Raw genomic sequence first — 17,773 nt, forward strand, 5'->3', positions numbered from 1 at the left:
TTGTTAATCTTTTAATACGTATTGTCATGAAAAAAGTATTGGTGAGCTCCATGCTGATTTTAGGTGGTTTATTCTCCGCTTGTTCCGGATTTTTGGATGAGGATCCCAAGAGTAAGATACCGGAAGAAGAAGCTTATAAAAGTGAGAAATTGGTGTATGTAAATACGATCGCTACGATTTATACCTCATTTGGGAATCGGTTATATGGAAGTACGGATAATGTGCATACTTTACAAGAGTTTTCTTCCGATGCTTGGATATTGCCGGGAAGACAAGGCGACTGGGTAGATGGAGGTAAATGGCAATCCTTGTTTTTGCATAATTATGGTCCGGGTAACGCTACGATAAAGAGTACTTGGAATGCGCTATATACGATTATCGGTAACTGTAATACCTCGATCGATAATCTGGAGACCTTCATTCAAGCGGGTGGGGAGAGCTATCTGCAAGATTATCAATATGAGGCTCGTGCCGTGCGTGCGATTCTGTATTATCATTTGGTCGATTTATTCGGTCGTGTACCTCTGGTTACTTCTTCGAAGACTGTGATGGCGGATGTGAATCAATCTTCGAGAAGTGAGGTCTATCAGTTTATTGTGGATGAGTTGACGGATTGCATTCCCCATTTGCCCAGTGGAAAATGCCAGAATATGGGCAAGTATTATGGCCGGGTGACCAAGGCTGTGGGGTATATGGCGATGGCGAAAGTCGCTATTAATAGTCCTATCTTGTCAAAAGATGATTGGAATGATGGTTCTTTGGTGGGTGGTATCGCTAAAGTGGCGCCGTATGTAAACCAAGCCGGTAAAAACATTAAGATTGCGTTGGATGGTACGACTCGTGACGCTTGGGAGACGGTTCTTTATTGTCAGAAACAGATAGAAAAGGAGGGATATAGTCTACAACCCAACTTCTCCCAGAATTTTTCCAAGACAAACGATAGTTCGGTAGAAAATATCTGGACCCAACCGAGTGATGGTACTACCTATAAAGTGAGCGATTATAATCCGACTCGTACATTACATGCGGCCCACGCATCCGCTTATGGCTTGCAAGGTTGGAATGGTGCCTGCGCTACCGTAGAACAGATGAAAGTTTTCAAGTACGGTACGGATGAACAAGATCCCCGTATGGATATGACGTTCTTTTATGGACCGGTGTTCGTGGATGGCAAGCCGATAGATGCGGGTTTAGGCGATGGAGCTCAGTTATGCTATAACCCAATGGATGTGGTTGTTGATTTTAAGGAGGATGTACCGAACCAGATATTAAAATTTGCGGGAGCCCGTATGTCTAAATATGAGGTGGATAATACGACTTCTTCTTATTTGAATCATAATAATGATAAGGTGTTCTGGAGGTATGCAGATGCCTTGTTATTGGCGGCTGAGGCGAAAGTTCGTATGGGACAAAGCGGTGATGCGGAAGTGAATGAGATTCGTGACCGTGTACAAGCCGGACAGAAAAGTAACGTGACTTTGCAAGATATCTTGGATGAACGTATGTTGGAATTCTCTTATGAGGGGATGCGCCGTCAGGATCAAATACGTTTCGGGACTTATACGGAACCTACGACTGATCGTTATGCGGGAGTGCATCATAATGTCGCCACTGGCGATTACGTAGTGGATAATACCGGTTTTACAACCGTTTTCCCGATCCCTACTTCTGTGCTTGAGCTAAATACAAAATTAACACAAAATCCGGGTTATTAATTCTTTAAATTTAGAGGATATGAGATGTAAGTATTTATTGTTATATGGGCTATTGGCTGTCTTACCATTCTCGGCGCAGGCCGGATATAAAAAGATAGCGAATGGTATATTGGTCAGCTTGCTGGAAGGCGAGCTGAACCAATCGAAAACGGTTCGTTTGTTGGTTGTGAATGATGAGGTTATTCAAGTGACGGCAAGCCCGGAGGCTAAGATTCAGGATAAGCAGAGCTTAGTCCGTGTCGCTCCGGTAAAGGCCCCGGTAAAATGGAATGTCGAATCGACTTCGGATTCCGTATTTCTGAATACCGGCAAATTACGTGCGGCCGTCAGTCTTGTTACGGGAGAAGTGACATTCTATGATATGTCGGGTAAGCTAATATTGCGAGAAAGTAACGGTGGACGGCAGTTTACGCCGATAGAGGTAGAAGGTCGCAAAGGCTATACGACTCGCCAGCAATTTAATTCACCGGAAGACGAGGCTTTCTATGGATTGGGGCAGCACCAGTCGGATGAATTTAATTATAAATCGAAAAATGAGGAGTTGTATCAGTATAATACCAAGATATCGGTGCCTTTCGTGGTTTCTTCCAAGAATTATGGTGTCTTATTCGATAACTATTCTTATTCCCGGTACGGTGATCCACGCCCTTATTCGAACTTGGATATCTTTAAGTTGTACGATAAGAATGGGAAAGAGGGAGGTTTGACCGCTACTTATTATAAAAATAATGGATTGGAGGTCTTTGCGGAACGTCAAGAGTCCAGAATTGATTACGAGACCCTGTTTACGCACCAACCTCTTCCGAAGACGTTTGATTTTAAGGGAGAGACGTTTGATAAATTCCCGGAAGGATTCCGTTTCAGGAACAGCTTGGTCGTTTGGGAAGGTGAGATCGAACCGAAAGAAAGTGGTGTTTATCATTTTAAGTTATTCTATGGAGCGTATACGAAAGTCTTCTTGGATAATAAACTGGTGGTAGAAGAACGTTGGCGGCCCTCTTGGAATCCTAATAGCTTGAAATTCACGGCCGATTTGCAAGCGGGAAAGAAAGTCCCGGTGCGTATCGAATGGCGTGAGGGAGCCGGCTCTTATATCGGGTTGAAAGTATTGTCTCCTCGTCCGGAAGAAGAAGTAGGGCGATTGTCTATGTGGTCGGAGATGGGAAATGATATAGATTATTATTTTATTCATGGTGATTCGATGGACGAGGTAATCTCAGGCTATCGGTATGTCACCGGTAAATCGCCGATCATGCCTGCTTGGGCGATGGGCTTTTGGCAAAGCCGTGAGCGGTATAAAACGCAAGATGAGATATTGACGGCCTTGCGTGAGCTCCGAAAACGTAAAATGGGTGTGGATAATATTGTCATGGACTGGCAGTACTGGAAAACTGATTCATGGGGAAGCCATGAGTTTGACCCGGCACGTTTCTCTGATCCGAAAGGTATGGTTGATGCGATTCATGATTTGAATGCCCGTTTCATGATCTCTGTTTGGCCGAAATTTTATCCTACCACAAAGAATTATAAAGAATTGGCGGCTAACGGATGGGTTTACCTGCAAGCGGTTAAGGATAGCATCCTTGATTTTGTTCCACCTGGATTCGTGGCTACATTTTATGATGCTTATGCCCCCGGTGCCCGTAAGTTATTCTGGAAACAAATGAATGATAACCTATATCGTTTGGGAGTGGACGCTTGGTGGATGGACGCTTCCGAACCGAATATTAAGGATTGTACACCGATGTCTTACCAAAAGGCGTTGACCGGCCCGACAGCTTTAGGCCCTTCAGCTCAATATTATAATACGTATGCGTTGGTGAATGCGCAGGCTATTTATGAGGGGCAATTGAAGGAAAATCCGGATGATCGCGTATTTTTGTTGACTCGTTCCGGATTCGCTGGCCTACAAAGGTATTCCACCGCTTCTTGGAGCGGAGATATCGGTACTCGTTGGGAGGAATTGAAAGCTCAGATTTCTGCGGGGTTGAACTTCTCAATCTCCGGTATACCTTATTGGACAATGGATATCGGTGGCTTCTGCGTGGAGAACCGTTATCGTACAGGACAGCTTATTTATGACAAGACCGGTGTTGAGAATGACGACTTGAAGGAATGGCGGGAACTGAATGCCCGTTGGTATCAGTTTGGCACATTTACCCCTTTGTACCGTGCGCATGGACAGTTTCCATTGCGTGAGATTTATAATATCGCCCCAGAAGATCATCCGGCCTATCAGACGATCTTGTATTATAATCAATTGCGTTACCGCTTGATGCCTTATATTTATTCGTTGGCAGGTAAGACGTATTTTGATGATTATACGATTATGCGTCCATTGGTGATGGATTATGCCTCCGACTTGGCTGTCCGGGATAATTCTACCCAATATATGTTCGGCCCCTCTATGATGATCGCCCCGGTATATACCTATAAAGCGACTTCCCGTGAGGTGTATTTCCCGAAAGGAACGGATTGGTATGATCTATATACGGGTAAACGTTATAAAGGTGGCCAAAAGCAGGAGGTTGAGGCTCCATTCGAACGTATGCCGATATTTGCTCCGTCAGGTGGTATCTTATTATATGGTCCGGAGATCACTTATGTAAATGAGAAAAAACCGGAAGTGATAGATGTCTATGTTTATGCCGGAAAGGATGGCTCCTTCTATCTATATGAAGATGAAGGTACGAACAATAATTACCAGAAAGGAACTTATTCGAAGATCGATTTTAATTATAGCGATGCGACGAATACTTTGACAATCGGTAGTCGTGAAGGCTCTTATCCCGGGATGTTATCAGAGAGAACTTTCAATATTATTTACGTAAGCCCGAATGCTCCTGCGGGATGGGATAATAAGGGTAAGCCTGCAAAGGTAATTGAGTACAAAGGTGAACAAATTTCTGTCAAGTTATAAGATTCTTTAGACTGAAACGGCCTCCTCCGCAATTTCCATGATAGTATAGCGTGAGGGGGCTCTATTTATAGTCTCAACATATATTTAAATCTTTCCGATAGATAAATAGATAATTGGTACGGTTGCCTTGATTATTTATCCTCTATAGGTTGGATATCCGGAAAAAGAAGTATATTTGCTGTGATCAACATTTTAAAACCAGAAAGCAGAGTAGAATACCTGCTTCTATTCGGTTGCAGGCATTTTTTTGCCTGTAACCGATCCGATATGACGGTTCCGTACCCCCGTGGAGTGCATTAATGTGCCTCCAGCTTTCTGGTAAAGTGTTGATCAACGGGTCAGGCGGGACCGTTCTTTTTTCCGCCTGCTTACAACTAATATATTATGGAAGAGGAAAAGATCTATTCCGTAACTGAACCTGTCGGTTCAGAGCAAGACGCTCCGGTTTCGAACATGGAAATGTTGAGTGATGTATTTTTTAAGGAAGAGGTACGACGCTTGAAAGAAGCTTTCTGTTTTGAGAGAGATGCGGATGACCTTGATTATCTGAACCATCAGTTGCAAAGCGTTAAAAATCTGTTGGTAGGTCTAAAACTGCCGTGGATACAAATAGCACCAATTTTGTACAGATGTATGGCCGTTTATCTGCAGCGTCCCGATCAGCATGTAAGTAATATGAAAGTTCGCTACCTGTCAACGCAATTGATGGATGGGGTTTTGCTTTTATCCCAGAACGGAAGGCTCATCAATGACTTGCTCATGTTTTTCGACCGCCAGATCAAGGATATTCAATGTCTGCGAAATGAAAGAGGAGAGGAGATCGATAATGTGAGTTTTTTAGGTACAGAGTGAAATATTTTGTAGAGACGTAGCGTTATGTTACGTCTCATACCATTCTAGGAAATTTCTTACTCGTTAATTAGGAACAGATTTGAAAAATTTATACCTTTGTTCCATACATCTAAAGTATAGGAGTTTTTTATGTTAGGAATGAATTCAAAGAGGACGCTTGTCTCTGGTAAATTCGCCAAAGAGATCAAAGAGAAAGCTCTTCGTATTCAGACTGGAGATTTGGACGAACGAGATAAAAAGGAGATCCAAAGAAACCGTCGGATTACCAAAGAGGTTTCCATTCTATGGAAATAATATTTGATCATGGAATATATTTTTGAGCGCTTAACAGATACATCTTGTTTACATGACTTTTGTTGTGGTGTTATTCCTATGGATTGTTTTATCCAAGATGGTTTTGATCTTAGTATCGCAAATCATTATTGTAGTGCTTATATCGTTAAGGAGAGTTTAAAAGAATCGACAGTCTTAGCATTGTTTGCTTTGAGTTTTGATTCCTTGGATTTAGATATTGATGATCGAAATGAAATTATAACAGGGGTCTCTAATACAAATATTCCAGAATTTACTGTTAATTACAAAGATATATTTTTGACTAAACCCCGTTATCCCGCATTGGAAATTGCTTATTTAGCGGTAGACAAGAATTACCATAAGTCTGGTTTAGGGAAGATCATTGTGGAGGCTATTGTCCAAAAAGCACAAAAGCAGGATTTGGCGGGTTGCCAATTTATTACAGTAGAGGCCTTGAATACACAAGAATACAATGCTGTAGGTTTTTATGATAAGTGTTGTTTCTCGGCTTGCGAATATCCGAATCCAAATAAGGGTACATTAAGAATGTTCAGGACACTTTATCCGGTGTCGTAACCATTCAGCGAAGCGAATACGTTCTCTATATCATCTCGAAACAAGCTCATATATCAATCTGACACTTTGTAGACTAAAGTCCCGGAGAATCGTTTTTTCCGTACAAGAGTACGGCTTGTCCCTAAATACGCAAGGAAAAATCAGCAATTGCTTGGTTGGTAGATAGATGCTTGAAAACGGCCTTTTATTCTAGCGGAATTTATTCATCATAACTCATATCTGGAGGCCAAAAAAGGGAAATAATAGGGTAATGATAGGGTTATAATAGGGTACGAATGCCTATTCACGAGTACTTGCGACGCTATTCTTGACTACTCATGATGCCTGACGTGAGTATATGCGTCGCCTAATGCGGCCTATTGCATAGGCTTTCGTGGCTATTCATGCGTGAAAAGTGGTCCTTTTTAACAAAAAACGCCGTTTATAGCCTTCTCCTTCCCGCTATTTCGCTACTTTCGCCAGAAGTACTTGTCATGATATTTGCCTCATGTTGATCAAAAAGGTTTTTTATCGTTTATTTCGCTGCCAAAGAGATATTATTGAAGGGATGATACTAGGGAGAATATTTATGGGGAATATGGAAAAGGAAATAACCTACGTCCGATAACTTTCACTACCTTTGCGCCCGCAAAAATATACAAATAAGATGAAACCTACTTTATTAGTGACTTCCAGACAAGTAATGTTCAGAGAGATGAAGGATTACTTGATGATTGCGTTGGGGATGATCCTTTACGGTATCGGATGGACCGTTTTCCTTTTGCCGAATGACATTACGACAGGTGGAGTGCCGGGTATCGCTTCCATTGTTTTCTGGGCTACGGGATTTCCTGTTCAGTACACTTACTTCCTCATTAATGCCGTCTTGCTGATGCTTGCCTTGAAAATATTAGGTTTTAAGTTCAGTATCAAGACGATCTTCGCCGTGTTTACGCTTACTTTCTTCCTGTCGCTGATCCAGAAGTTGACGGCCGATATGCATTTATTACAAGACCAACCGTTTATGGCATGTGTGCTGGGAGCCTCTTTCTGCGGAAGTGGTATCGGTATCGCTTTCTCCTCGAACGGTAGTACGGGTGGAACGGATATTATTGCCGCTATCATCAATAAATACCGGGATATAACGCTGGGACGGGTCATGATGATCTGCGATATGATTATTATCACCTCCAGTTATTTCGTGCTAAAGGATTGGGAGAAAGTGGTATATGGTTTCGTAACGTTATATGTTTGTAGTTTCGTGCTGGATCAGATCGTGAACAGTGCCCGCCAGTCCGTGCAATTCTTTATCATCTCGAAGAAGTATCAAGAGATTGGTAAGGAGATTAATGCGTTGCACCGAGGGGTTACGGTGATCGATGCTACCGGGTTATATACGGGGCAAGAACAGAAGATGATGTTCGTGCTCGCTAAAAAACGGCAATCCACTACGATTTTCCGTATCATTAATGATATTGATCCGACCGCCTTTGTATCCCAAAGCGCCGTAATCGGGGTTTATGGGGAAGGATTCGATCATTTTAAACTAAAGAAATCAAAGTAGAGACGGGGCACGCCCCGTCTCATCCTCTCAAAATAGTAACTAGGGTTGCATGATAACTTCTACCCGGTTACCCTGTCCCAAAAGCTTTTGGGCGAATGCCTTTATCTTCTCGGGAGTCAGCGCCTTAACAATCGACTCATAATCCGTATCGGTATCAAATCCTTTATAATAATAATCATCCAATACGTTCAACCAATAGCTGTTCTCCTGCAAGACTTCCGCATGACGTTTCAGCAGGTTATCCTGTGTTTTCTTGAAATCTTCTTGACGAGGGCCTACCTCGGAAAGCCGTTTCAACTCATTGCGGACAATTGTGTTCATCTGCTCCCACTTAGCCGGGTCCGTATCGAAGAATATCTGTAATGTCGTTCTTCCTTCCGGGAAAGGTGAGATTCTAGCGGATACACCGACACCATACGTTCCTCCTTCTTTCTCGCGTACCTTCTCGTAATATACCAAGTCCATAACTTGTTTCAATGCGGTAGCGGTGATGATATTCTCCAGATTGTACTCCATCTGCCCGGTATAGAGGTTGGCTACCGTTACTTTCGGGATTTCCATGGAGCGGTTGAATCGATTCATATAGTCTCCCTTACGCGTCGATGGAACCTCCGCCGGATTTCCCTTCTCAATTTTTCCTTGAGATGGCAATGTCGCTAAATACTGCTCTATATACGGACGGATACTATCAATCTGGATATTACCTACAAACGTGAATACGAAACCGGAAGCATCCGAGAAGCGTTCCTTGCGCATCTCCATGATACGAGGATAACTGATATGTTCGAAATCTTGTGGACGAAGACGTGACGCACGAGGATTATCTCCGTAAACCGCTTTAGACAAAGAGTCGCTGAAAGCGACCATCGGATTTAACTCCATATTCTGCAATTGCGCTTTTGTCCGTGTCTCGAAAGATGCGTAGGCCTCCTCGTCCATGCGGGGAGCCGTGAAGCTAAGGTAAATTAACTCGAATAAGGTTCGCAAATCGGAAGGAGCGGCCATTCCGTTCACGTTCTCACTATCTTGACTGAGCGATAGGGCGCAAGATACCTTCTTTCCGGCCAGACGCTTACTTAGATCCGTGGCGGAGAAATTGCCCAATCCACCTATCTCGATCACGTCATTGAAAACTTTTAAGTTATCAATATCCTTCGTGCCAAATAAGGTACTTCCTCCCGGGCTGGTAGCGGTCATGATGATCTCGTCCTTCTTGAATTCGGTAGGCTTTAATACCACCTTGATACCATTGCTTAAGGTAAATACTGTCGCTCCGAAGGGCTGGCCGGTCTTTGTCTCCGTGATCTGGCCCGGGGTCGGCAAGGTCGGGACTAAAGGCTCGTTGGAGACAGTTTCCTTATAAGGCTCTACCGGCATCTGTCGTGCTTTGAGGAATGTACGGAGCAGGTTCTCCTCGGTCGGATATTTTATACCTTCTTTATCCGGTCCGGTTAACCCGATCACGATATTATCCTCTCCGATCATATCTTGGATATATTGGTTGACTTGCTCTACCGGGATATTCTGGGCGATCTGGTTCAATAGCGTGTATTCCATCTCAATGCCCGGGATATAACCGCCGTTGGTGAAATGATTCACATATTCACGAACATAAGCGTCGTTTTTTTGGTTATTCCGCTCGTTGTAAGCGGACTCGTATTGTTTCAACACGTTGATGCGTGCCCGCTCATACTCGGATGGCGTAAAGCCATATTGTTTTACCCGTTGGGTCTCTTTGACAAGCGTGGTCAGTGTGGAATCGATCTCGCCTTCCTTGGCAAGAGCGGCTACGGTCCATGCTCCCTTGCTTTTCGCGATCATGAAATTATCATCGTCGTAGGCTTGGGCATAGATAAACGGAGGATTCGCTTGATGTAAGATATCATCGAAACGCTCGTCCATGATCGATGCGCATATTTGCTGGATATAGTCCTTTACCAATCCGGCAATCGTACGATTCAAGTCGTTGGGCAATTTATCGTGTTTATAGAAGATATAAAGGATCGTATTGGATGCCTCCTTGTCTTTGGCGATCGAGATCAGAGGTAGATCATTGTCGGGAACCGATACTTGTTCCCGTTTTGCCGGGTTGACCGGGGCAGGGACATCGGCGAACATCTTTTTGATCGTTGCCTCCACTTGATCTACATTTACGTCTCCCACGATGATAATCGCTTGCAAGTCCGGACGATACCATTTTTTGTAGTAAGCCCGCAACTCGTCCGGCTTGAAGTTCTCGATCACGTCGATCGAACCGATCGGCATCCGGTTCGCGTAACGGCTTCCCGGGTACATCTTGGGTAGTTGCTGCTCCCATAGACGAGTCTGGGCATCCTGTCGGGTACGCCATTCTTCACGGATGACCCCACGTTCTTTCTGGATAGCCGAGTCGGTCAAGGCTAGGAACCCGGACCAATCGTGAAGGATCAATAAGCAAGAATCAACCACGCCGCTTTTGTTGACAGGGGCGTTGGTAATCATGTAGACGGTCTCATCAAAGGAGGTATAGGCGTTGAAGTTTTCCCCGCTGCGCATACCTACACTCTCGATATATTCGTCCATCCCGTTATTCGGGAAGTTCCTACTGCCGTCGAAAGCCATATGTTCCAAGAAGTGAGCCAAACCTCGTTGATTGTCTTCCTCTAAGATGGATCCTACGTTTTGGGCGATGTAAAAGTCTGCCCGGTCTTTGGGCTGATCGTTGTGACGGATGTAGTAGGTCAATCCGTTACTCAATTTCCCGTATCGAACCTTTGGGTCGATCGGAAGCGGTTCGGGTTCCTGCATCTCTTGTGCCATCACTTGTGTGAAAGCGACGAAACAAAGCAGGATTGCCGTTAAGATAGAATGTCTTTTTATCATATTTGTTTCATTGATAGTGAATCTAGATCACAAAACTAGCAAAAAATCATAGAAAGAGGTCCTTATGGCGAAAAAAGGAGTATCCGATACGGAATACTCCTTTCTATCAAGATGAGACAGGCGGGGGGGCCTCATTTCACCTCTTTATTCATTCGGTATGTCAACGCGCCAGACGGACATTGATTGATTTGGGCAATTAATTCTGCGGTTGTCGCATTCTCTATCTGTATCCAGGGCCTCTCCTTCGGCTTATAGACACAGGGAAGAGTCTTTACACAGATACCGGCATGTTGACATAACTCCGGTTGCCAGATAATGGTGAGTTCACCATTCGTATATTCGATCTTCTTGCCCATATAATTTTGTTATAAATATTAAACATGTATACCACTCATTACGATGCGTTTCCAATCCGGATGCTTCTGGATATATCCAGCTACGAACGGACATAACGGAACGAGACGTAAGTCTTTCTTCTCGATATCCAAGAGCACTTTCTCCACCAATTGGCTACCAATTCCTTTACCTCCAAGCTCCATGGGAACCTCAGTGTGGGTGAGATAAATTACCCCATCCTTATTTTTTATATACTCTATTCTGGGAACGTATCGCTCTATATGAAATTCATATTGGTGGCGTTCTTCATTATCAATTAGTTCATAATTTTCTTTCATCTCCCTATAATTTTAATACTCAACTATTCTATTAACACTTGAGTGATAAGGTTTGTTTAATATAATTCTAATCTATTCTATATAATTTATAGGGGAATGGAACGTTAGGTATTAAACGTAAATGATTACCTTTGCGGCCGACTGCCCGTGTGGGTATGCAAGTAGAAACAATTAATTATCACACTTATACAAAGTATGGGAAAGTACAAACTAATCAACAACGTGTTGGGGTGGGTCGTTTTTTTGATCGCTTCTACCGTTTATCTGATGACAATGGAACCCACCGCCAGTTTCTGGGATTGTGGTGAGTTTATCTCTTCGGCATACAAATTGGAAGTAGGCCATCCGCCCGGAGCTCCTTTCTTCATGTTAACAGCCAATTTATTTACGCAGTTCGCCTCGGACCCTTCCAAGGTGGCGGTAATGGTCAATACGATGTCCGCCCTTTTTAGCGGCCTGACGATCTTATTCCTTTTCTGGAGTATTACCCATTTAGCTCGTAAGATTATCGTGGAAGACGATAAGATGATGTGTCTGGGACAGATGATTACGATCATGGGTTGCGGTTTGGTAGGTTCTTTGGCTTATACGTTTAGCGATACATTCTGGTTTAGCGCCGTGGAGGGCGAGGTATATGCTTATTCTTCCTTGTTTACCGCCTTGGTATTCTGGTTGATCCTGAAATGGGAAGAAGCCGCCGATCGTCCGCATGCCGATCGTTGGATCGTGCTGATCGCTTATTTGATGGGTCTGAGTATCGGTGTCCATTTGCTGAATTTATTGTGTATCCCGGCTATCGTGCTGGTATATTATTATAAGAAATTCCCGAATCCTACGATGAAGGGTACGCTGATCGCTTTATTGGTGTCGTTCGCTATCGTGGGCTTGATGATGTATGGTGTCGTACAAGGCTTGGTTGAGGTTTGCGGTTATTTCGAGCTGTTGTTTGTCAATACGTTCGGTATGCCGTATAACTCGGGTGTATATGCGTTCGTGATTATCTTGGCGGCTTCCTTGATCTGGGCGATCTGGGAGACGATGCAAGACGAGATCCATCCGGTGCGGATGAAGATATCCTTTATCCTCTCGATCGTATTGTTGGGTATTCCGTTTATCGGTAGCGGTTATGTGATCGCCGTGATCCTTACGGCGGCCTTGACGGCTTATTTGTTCATGAGCAAGAAGGTAAATATCAAGATGCTGAATACGATCTTGGTCTGCTTGATGGTAATCGTAGTGGGTTATTCATCCTATGCCTTGACATTGATCCGTGCGACAGCCGATACGCCTATGAACCAAAACGCTCCGCAAGATATCTTTACCTTGCGTACTTATTTGGCTCGCGAGCAATACGGTAAGACTCCGTTGATCTACGGCCAGACCTATGTCTCTGAGGTGAAGCGTGAGAACCAAGGCGGTACTTGCGTACCTGTATCGAAAGAGGGTGAGCCGACTTGGAGCCGTGTCATTAAGAAAGATAAAAACGAGAAGGATCATTATTATATCTCTCGTTACGATACGGAATACGAATACGTGGATGAGTTGAGTATGCTTTTCCCCCGTATGTATAGTAGCGACGGACGTCATGTGGCTGCTTATAAGGAGTGGGCACAAGTGAAAGGTACACCGGTGAAGTTCAACCGTTGCGGTGAGATGGTGACGGTGATGAAACCTACATTTGCCGAGAATTTGCGTTATTTCTTCGCTTATCAGCTGAATTTCATGTACTGGCGTTATTTCATGTGGAACTTCTCCGGACGGCAGAACGATATACAAGGTAACGGTGAGGTCTCGAATGGTAACTGGATAACCGGTATTCCGTTTATTGATGAGGCTTTAGTGGGCCCGCAAGAGGATATGCCGTTCGATATTATCAACAATAAGGGGCATAACGTATATTATATGTTACCGCTTCTATTGGGTATCTTGGGGCTTCTATTCCAAGCTTATGCCGGAAAGAAGGGCATTCAGGGATTCTGGATCACGTTCTTCTTGTTCTTTATGACGGGTATCGCGATCGTGCTTTACTTGAACCAGACGCCGTATCAACCTCGTGAGCGAGACTATGCGTATGCCGGATCATTCTATGCGTTCTGTATATGGATCGGTTTCGGTGTGGCGGCCTTGGCGAAAGGATTGCAGAAGTATGGCAAGTTATCTCCGGTGATAGCGGGTTCTGTCGCTACGGTACTCTGCTTGTTGGTTCCTATCCAGATGGGTGCGCAGAACTGGGACGACCATGATCGCTCGAACCGTTATGTTTGCCGTGATTTTGGTGCGAACTATTTGGAATCTTGCGAGCCGAACGCTGTCATATTTACGAATGGTGATAATGACACGTTCCCGTTGTGGTACGCGCAGGAGGTGGAAGGTATCCGTACGGATGTACGTGTATGTAATACGAGCTATTTGCAAACCGACTGGTATATCAACCAAATGAAGAAGCAAGCATACGAATCCGATCCGCTTCCAATCTCTTGGCAACCGGAGGATTATGTGCAAGGTACTCGTGATGCCGCTTATGTATTCCCGATGACGGATAAATCGATTGATCTGAAGACCGCTCTTGATTTTGTTCGTAGTAACGATCCGAAGTTTAAGAAGATCCCGGGTATCAATCAAGAATTAGATTATATCCCTGCTCAGACATTGACGATGGGGGTAGATTCCGCCGCAGTTATGGCTGCCGGCGTGATCGATACCGCTAACTTGCCGTATTTGCAGAAAGAGATGAAGATTGACTTGAAAGGCAAGGATGTCTTGGGTAAGCAAGAGTTGATTATCTTGGATATGTTGCAGACGAATGATTGGAACCGTCCGATCTATTACGCGATTACCGTAAGCCCGGATCAATTCGTGAAATTGGATCCGTACTTCCAGCAGACCGGTATGGCTTATCAGATTGTTCCGATGGAGACACAGGGAACTGTTCGTTCGATCAATACGGAGAAGATGTATGACAACGTGATGAATAAGTTCAAATGGGGTGGTGTCAATACGCCGGGTGTGTACTTGGATGAGACTGTGATGCGGATGTGCAAGAGCTATCGTATCGCGTTGTTCAGTAAGTTGGCTGCCGCTTTGGTCGCTGAGGGCAAGAATGAGAAAGCACTGGACGTATTGGATAAGGCGATGGAAGTATTGCCTCCCGAGAATGTTCCGTTGGATTATAGCGCTCTTTCTTTAGGTGAGCTGTATTACGAGTTGGGCCAGAAGGAGAAGGCGGAGATGGTTTATAAAGGTATAGCGGACAATGCGTTGCGCAGTATAAACTGGTATTTCCGTTTGCGTCCGGGGCAATTATCATCTGTCGAGAGTGATTTAGGTCATAACTTGGCGGTTCTCCAAGAGGTATTGCGTGTAAGCAAACAATACAATCCGGAGTTCGCTAAGCCTTATCAAGAGGAATTTGATAATTACCGTATGGCGTACGGATCAGTGGCAAAAGACTAACAAAGTATGTTTATAGAACAACCGCCTTGGTTTTACAGGGCACTGTTCCCGGGGGTAACTTGGCGAATACCGGCAGAGAAGAAGTGTGTGTATCTCACCTTCGACGACGGCCCGATTCCCGAGGTTACCCCTTGGGTTTTAGATATATTGGATACGTATGGGATCAAGGCTACCTTTTTTATGGTAGGGGATAATGTACGTAAGCATCCCGAGGTCTTCCAGATGGTGATAGATCGTGGGCACCGTGTCGGTAACCATACGTTCAACCATATCCAAGGTATCAAGTTCTGGACGAAGAATTATTTGGCGAATGTGGAGAAGGCAGCCGAATATATTCCCAGCAATTTATTTCGGCCTCCTCATGGGCATATGCGTTTTCCGCAGGTAGTATGGCTTCGCCGCCATTATCATATCGTGATGTGGGATGTGGTCACCCGCGATTATAGCCCGCATATGACTCCGAATGGTGTCTTTAACGTGGTAAAGAACTATACCCGTAATGGTTCCGTTATCGTCTTCCACGATTCCTTGAAAGCCGAGCGCAATATGCGTGAGGCAATGCCCCGGGCTGTCGAATGGCTCTTAAAGGAAGGCTACGAGTTTAAAGTTTTTGAATAATGGGTATCTCCCAGTTTATAAAAGATAAAGCTATGGAATTAGGCTTTTCCGCTTGCGGTATCGCTGAAGTAGCGAAGGCCGGGAGCGAGGAGGCTTATTTTGACCAATGGATCGCGGAAGGCTACCATGCTGGAATGAAATACATGGAGAATCATCGGGAAATTCGTCTCAATCCGGATGGCTTGGTGGAAGGTGCCAAATCAGTTATCTCAGTAGCCTTGAATTATTATCCGAAAGTTCTCCGGAATCCGGCGGAACCTTATATCTCGTATTATGCGTATGGAGAAGATTATCACGGGGTCGTAAAGGATAAACTTCGCCAATTATGGAAAGCGATAACCGAGCATCATCCCTCCAACAATGAGGCCCGTGTATTCACGGACTCCGCCCCTCTGTTAGAACGTTATTGGGCTTGGAAAGCCGGTTTAGGATGGATCGGAAAGAATACGAATCTAATCATCCCGGGCAAAGGCTCTTTCTTTTTCCTTGGGGAGATCGTGACAACTTTGGTAGTCGATACCTATGATTCCCCCAAAAAGAATCACTGCGGTTCCTGCATCCGCTGTTTGAACGCTTGTCCTACCGGAGCCTTGGAAGGGCCGAAACGTTTGAATGCCCGTAAATGTATCTCTTATCTTACGATCGAGCATCGTGGAGAAATCCCTGTTGAGCAAGCCGTCCTTTTAGGTAACCGCGTCTATGGATGCGACACCTGCCAAGCCGTTTGTCCTTGGAACCGCTTCGCTATGCCTACGGCAGTAGCAGCCTTTCATCCCACCCCTTCTTTGCTCTCTCTTAAAAAAGACGACTTCAAGGCATTGAGCCGTGAGGATTATAATCGTATCTTTGCGCATTCGGCGGTGAAACGCGCCAAATATGAGGGATTATTACGAACAATACAATATCTAAAAGACTAAATTACCATGAGAAGAACATTTAACTTCTTGCTTCTTTTCTTCCTGTCGGTGATGACGGTAATGGCCGCTCCCGGAGATTTACAAGAGAAGCTTGCCGCCCTAAAAGGAATTAGTGGTATTGAAAAACTTCAATCCGATCATTATCCGGAGAAATATGTAGTACGTATTACACAGCAGGTCGATCCGAAAGACCCCGCCGCCGGAACATTTACGCAACGGGTTATCGTAGGCCATGTAGGTTATGATCGTCCTACCATTATCGTGACCGAAGGATATGGAGCGGCTTATGCGCTCAATCCGAAATATCAAGAAGAACTATCTAAACTATTGAACGCGAACTTAGTATTCGTGGAGTACCGTTATTTCTTGGAGTCGACGCCGGAACCTAAAAACTGGGATTATCTGACCGCCGAGAACTTTGCGTACGATTTACATAACGTCCGCAATACATTCAAGCAGATCTATCCGGAAAAATGGATCAGTACCGGTATCAGTAAGGGGGGGCAGACTACAATGCTTTACCGTGCCTTTTTCCCGGACGACGTGGATTTCTCCGTTCCTTATGTCGGTCCGTTATGTAAAGGCGTAGAGGATGGCCGCCACGAACCTTTCTTACGTAAGGTAGGTACGAAAGCGGAACGCAAGAGGATACAGGATTTTCAATTGGAAGTCTTGAAACGTAAGTCCGATATGCTCCCTTTATTGGAGAGCTATTGTAAGAATAAGAACTTGACATTCCGTATCCCGATGCCCGAGGTATTGGATTATTGCGTACTGGAATATTCATTCGCTCTTTGGCAGTGGGGAACTTCGGTAAGTACGATCCCTTCCAAGTCTGCCGACGATCAGGCGCTCTTCGATCATTTGATGGAAATCAGCGGTCCTGATTACTTCGCCGAGAACCAGCCGAATATCTCTTTCTTCGTACAAGCCGCCCGTGAGCTCGGTTATTATGGCTATGACGTAAAACCTTTCAAGAAATACCTTACGATCGATAGTGCCCACGGATACTTGAACCGTATCATGCTTCCCGGGGAGCTGGTCGATAAAGTAGACTTCCGTCCGGCTCTGTACCATAAGATCTATAACTTCTTGAAAGACAACGATCCGAAAATGATCTTCATCTATGGCGAGATCGACCCGTGGAGCGCAGCCATGGTTCCCGCTTTCAAAGGCAAGAAGAACGAGCAAATCTATATCCAGCCCCGAGGTAGCCATCGTGCCCGTATCGGCAATATGCCGGAGGATATGAAGGAGCGGATCCTTACACAGATGAATAAATGGCTGGCCGAGTAAAAATAGAGTAGCCTATTTTTTCCCTATAAATCCCCGTATTATTACTTATCGGT

The 17,773-nt window shown here is 44.6% G+C and carries 13 protein-coding genes; 10 read left to right on the forward strand and 3 right to left on the reverse strand.

Going from position 1 to position 17,773, the window contains the following annotated elements; genetic code table 11:
• The first annotated feature begins 26 nt into the window (after window positions 1–26).
• The 6 genes from ACYIA1_RS16340 (at window position 27) to ACYIA1_RS16365 (ending at window position 7,900) form a co-directional block, all read left to right on the forward strand.
• Window positions 27–1,715, forward strand: a complete 1,689-nt coding sequence (locus ACYIA1_RS16340) for a RagB/SusD family nutrient uptake outer membrane protein (RefSeq protein ID WP_005863635.1) — start codon at window positions 27–29, stop codon at window positions 1,713–1,715.
• A gap of 19 nt (window positions 1,716–1,734) precedes the next feature.
• Window positions 1,735–4,635, forward strand: a complete 2,901-nt coding sequence (locus ACYIA1_RS16345; RefSeq protein WP_480335903.1) for a TIM-barrel domain-containing protein — start codon at window positions 1,735–1,737, stop codon at window positions 4,633–4,635.
• 384 nt (window positions 4,636–5,019) lie between these two features.
• Complete coding sequence (locus ACYIA1_RS16350; protein WP_480335905.1) at window positions 5,020–5,487, forward strand: hypothetical protein; 468 nt, start codon at window positions 5,020–5,022, stop codon at window positions 5,485–5,487.
• A gap of 138 nt (window positions 5,488–5,625) precedes the next feature.
• The gene (locus ACYIA1_RS16355; RefSeq protein WP_154396191.1) at window positions 5,626–5,781 is read left to right on the forward strand and encodes a hypothetical protein; all 156 of its coding nucleotides are present in this window, start codon (window positions 5,626–5,628) and stop codon (window positions 5,779–5,781) included.
• A gap of 9 nt (window positions 5,782–5,790) precedes the next feature.
• Window positions 5,791–6,357: a GNAT family N-acetyltransferase gene (locus ACYIA1_RS16360; RefSeq protein WP_259013187.1), complete on the forward strand. Its 567-nt coding sequence runs from the start codon at window positions 5,791–5,793 to the stop codon at window positions 6,355–6,357.
• Between the two features lie 646 nt (window positions 6,358–7,003).
• Window positions 7,004–7,900, forward strand: coding sequence for a YitT family protein (locus ACYIA1_RS16365; protein WP_259013188.1), 897 nt, complete (start codon window positions 7,004–7,006; stop codon window positions 7,898–7,900).
• Between the two features lie 39 nt (window positions 7,901–7,939).
• Here the strand turns inward: ACYIA1_RS16365 and ACYIA1_RS16370 are convergent, their stop codons facing one another.
• The 3 genes from ACYIA1_RS16370 to ACYIA1_RS16380 all read right to left on the reverse strand — a co-directional run bounded on the left by ACYIA1_RS16370 (window position 7,940) and on the right by ACYIA1_RS16380 (window position 11,436).
• Window positions 7,940–10,762, reverse strand: coding sequence for a M16 family metallopeptidase (locus tag ACYIA1_RS16370; RefSeq protein ID WP_195320053.1), 2,823 nt, complete (start codon window positions 10,760–10,762; stop codon window positions 7,940–7,942).
• A 131-nt stretch (window positions 10,763–10,893) separates the two neighbouring features.
• A complete protein-coding gene (locus tag ACYIA1_RS16375) occupies window positions 10,894–11,118 on the reverse strand; it encodes a (4Fe-4S)-binding protein (RefSeq protein WP_008773142.1) in 225 nt (74 codons plus the stop codon).
• 18 nt (window positions 11,119–11,136) lie between these two features.
• Window positions 11,137–11,436 carry a GNAT family N-acetyltransferase gene (locus ACYIA1_RS16380; protein ID WP_005860267.1) on the reverse strand — a complete coding sequence of 100 codons (300 nt, stop codon included), beginning with the start codon at window positions 11,434–11,436 and terminating at the stop codon, window positions 11,137–11,139.
• Window positions 11,437–11,631: 195 nt separating this feature from the next.
• Here ACYIA1_RS16380 and ACYIA1_RS16385 point away from each other — a divergent pair, with 195 nt between their 5' ends.
• The 4 genes from ACYIA1_RS16385 to ACYIA1_RS16400 are packed head-to-tail and all read left to right on the forward strand — an operon-like array spanning window position 11,632 to window position 17,720.
• Window positions 11,632–14,889, forward strand: coding sequence for a DUF2723 domain-containing protein (locus tag ACYIA1_RS16385; RefSeq protein WP_270645889.1), 3,258 nt, complete (start codon window positions 11,632–11,634; stop codon window positions 14,887–14,889).
• Window positions 14,890–14,895: 6 nt separating this feature from the next.
• On the forward strand, window positions 14,896–15,507 hold the full coding sequence (locus ACYIA1_RS16390) for a polysaccharide deacetylase family protein (RefSeq protein WP_005860262.1): 612 nt from the start codon (window positions 14,896–14,898) through the stop codon (window positions 15,505–15,507).
• Entirely contained in the window at window positions 15,507–16,424 is a 918-nt protein-coding gene (gene queG, locus ACYIA1_RS16395) for a tRNA epoxyqueuosine(34) reductase QueG (RefSeq protein WP_005863626.1), read from the forward strand. Before ACYIA1_RS16390 ends, queG begins: the two co-directional genes overlap by 1 nt.
• A gap of 6 nt (window positions 16,425–16,430) precedes the next feature.
• On the forward strand, window positions 16,431–17,720 hold the full coding sequence (locus tag ACYIA1_RS16400) for a S28 family serine protease (RefSeq protein ID WP_480335910.1): 1,290 nt from the start codon (window positions 16,431–16,433) through the stop codon (window positions 17,718–17,720).
• The last annotated feature ends 53 nt before the right edge of the window (window positions 17,721–17,773 follow it).

It is taken from the genome of Parabacteroides sp. KHUB-02, assembly GCF_056640955.1.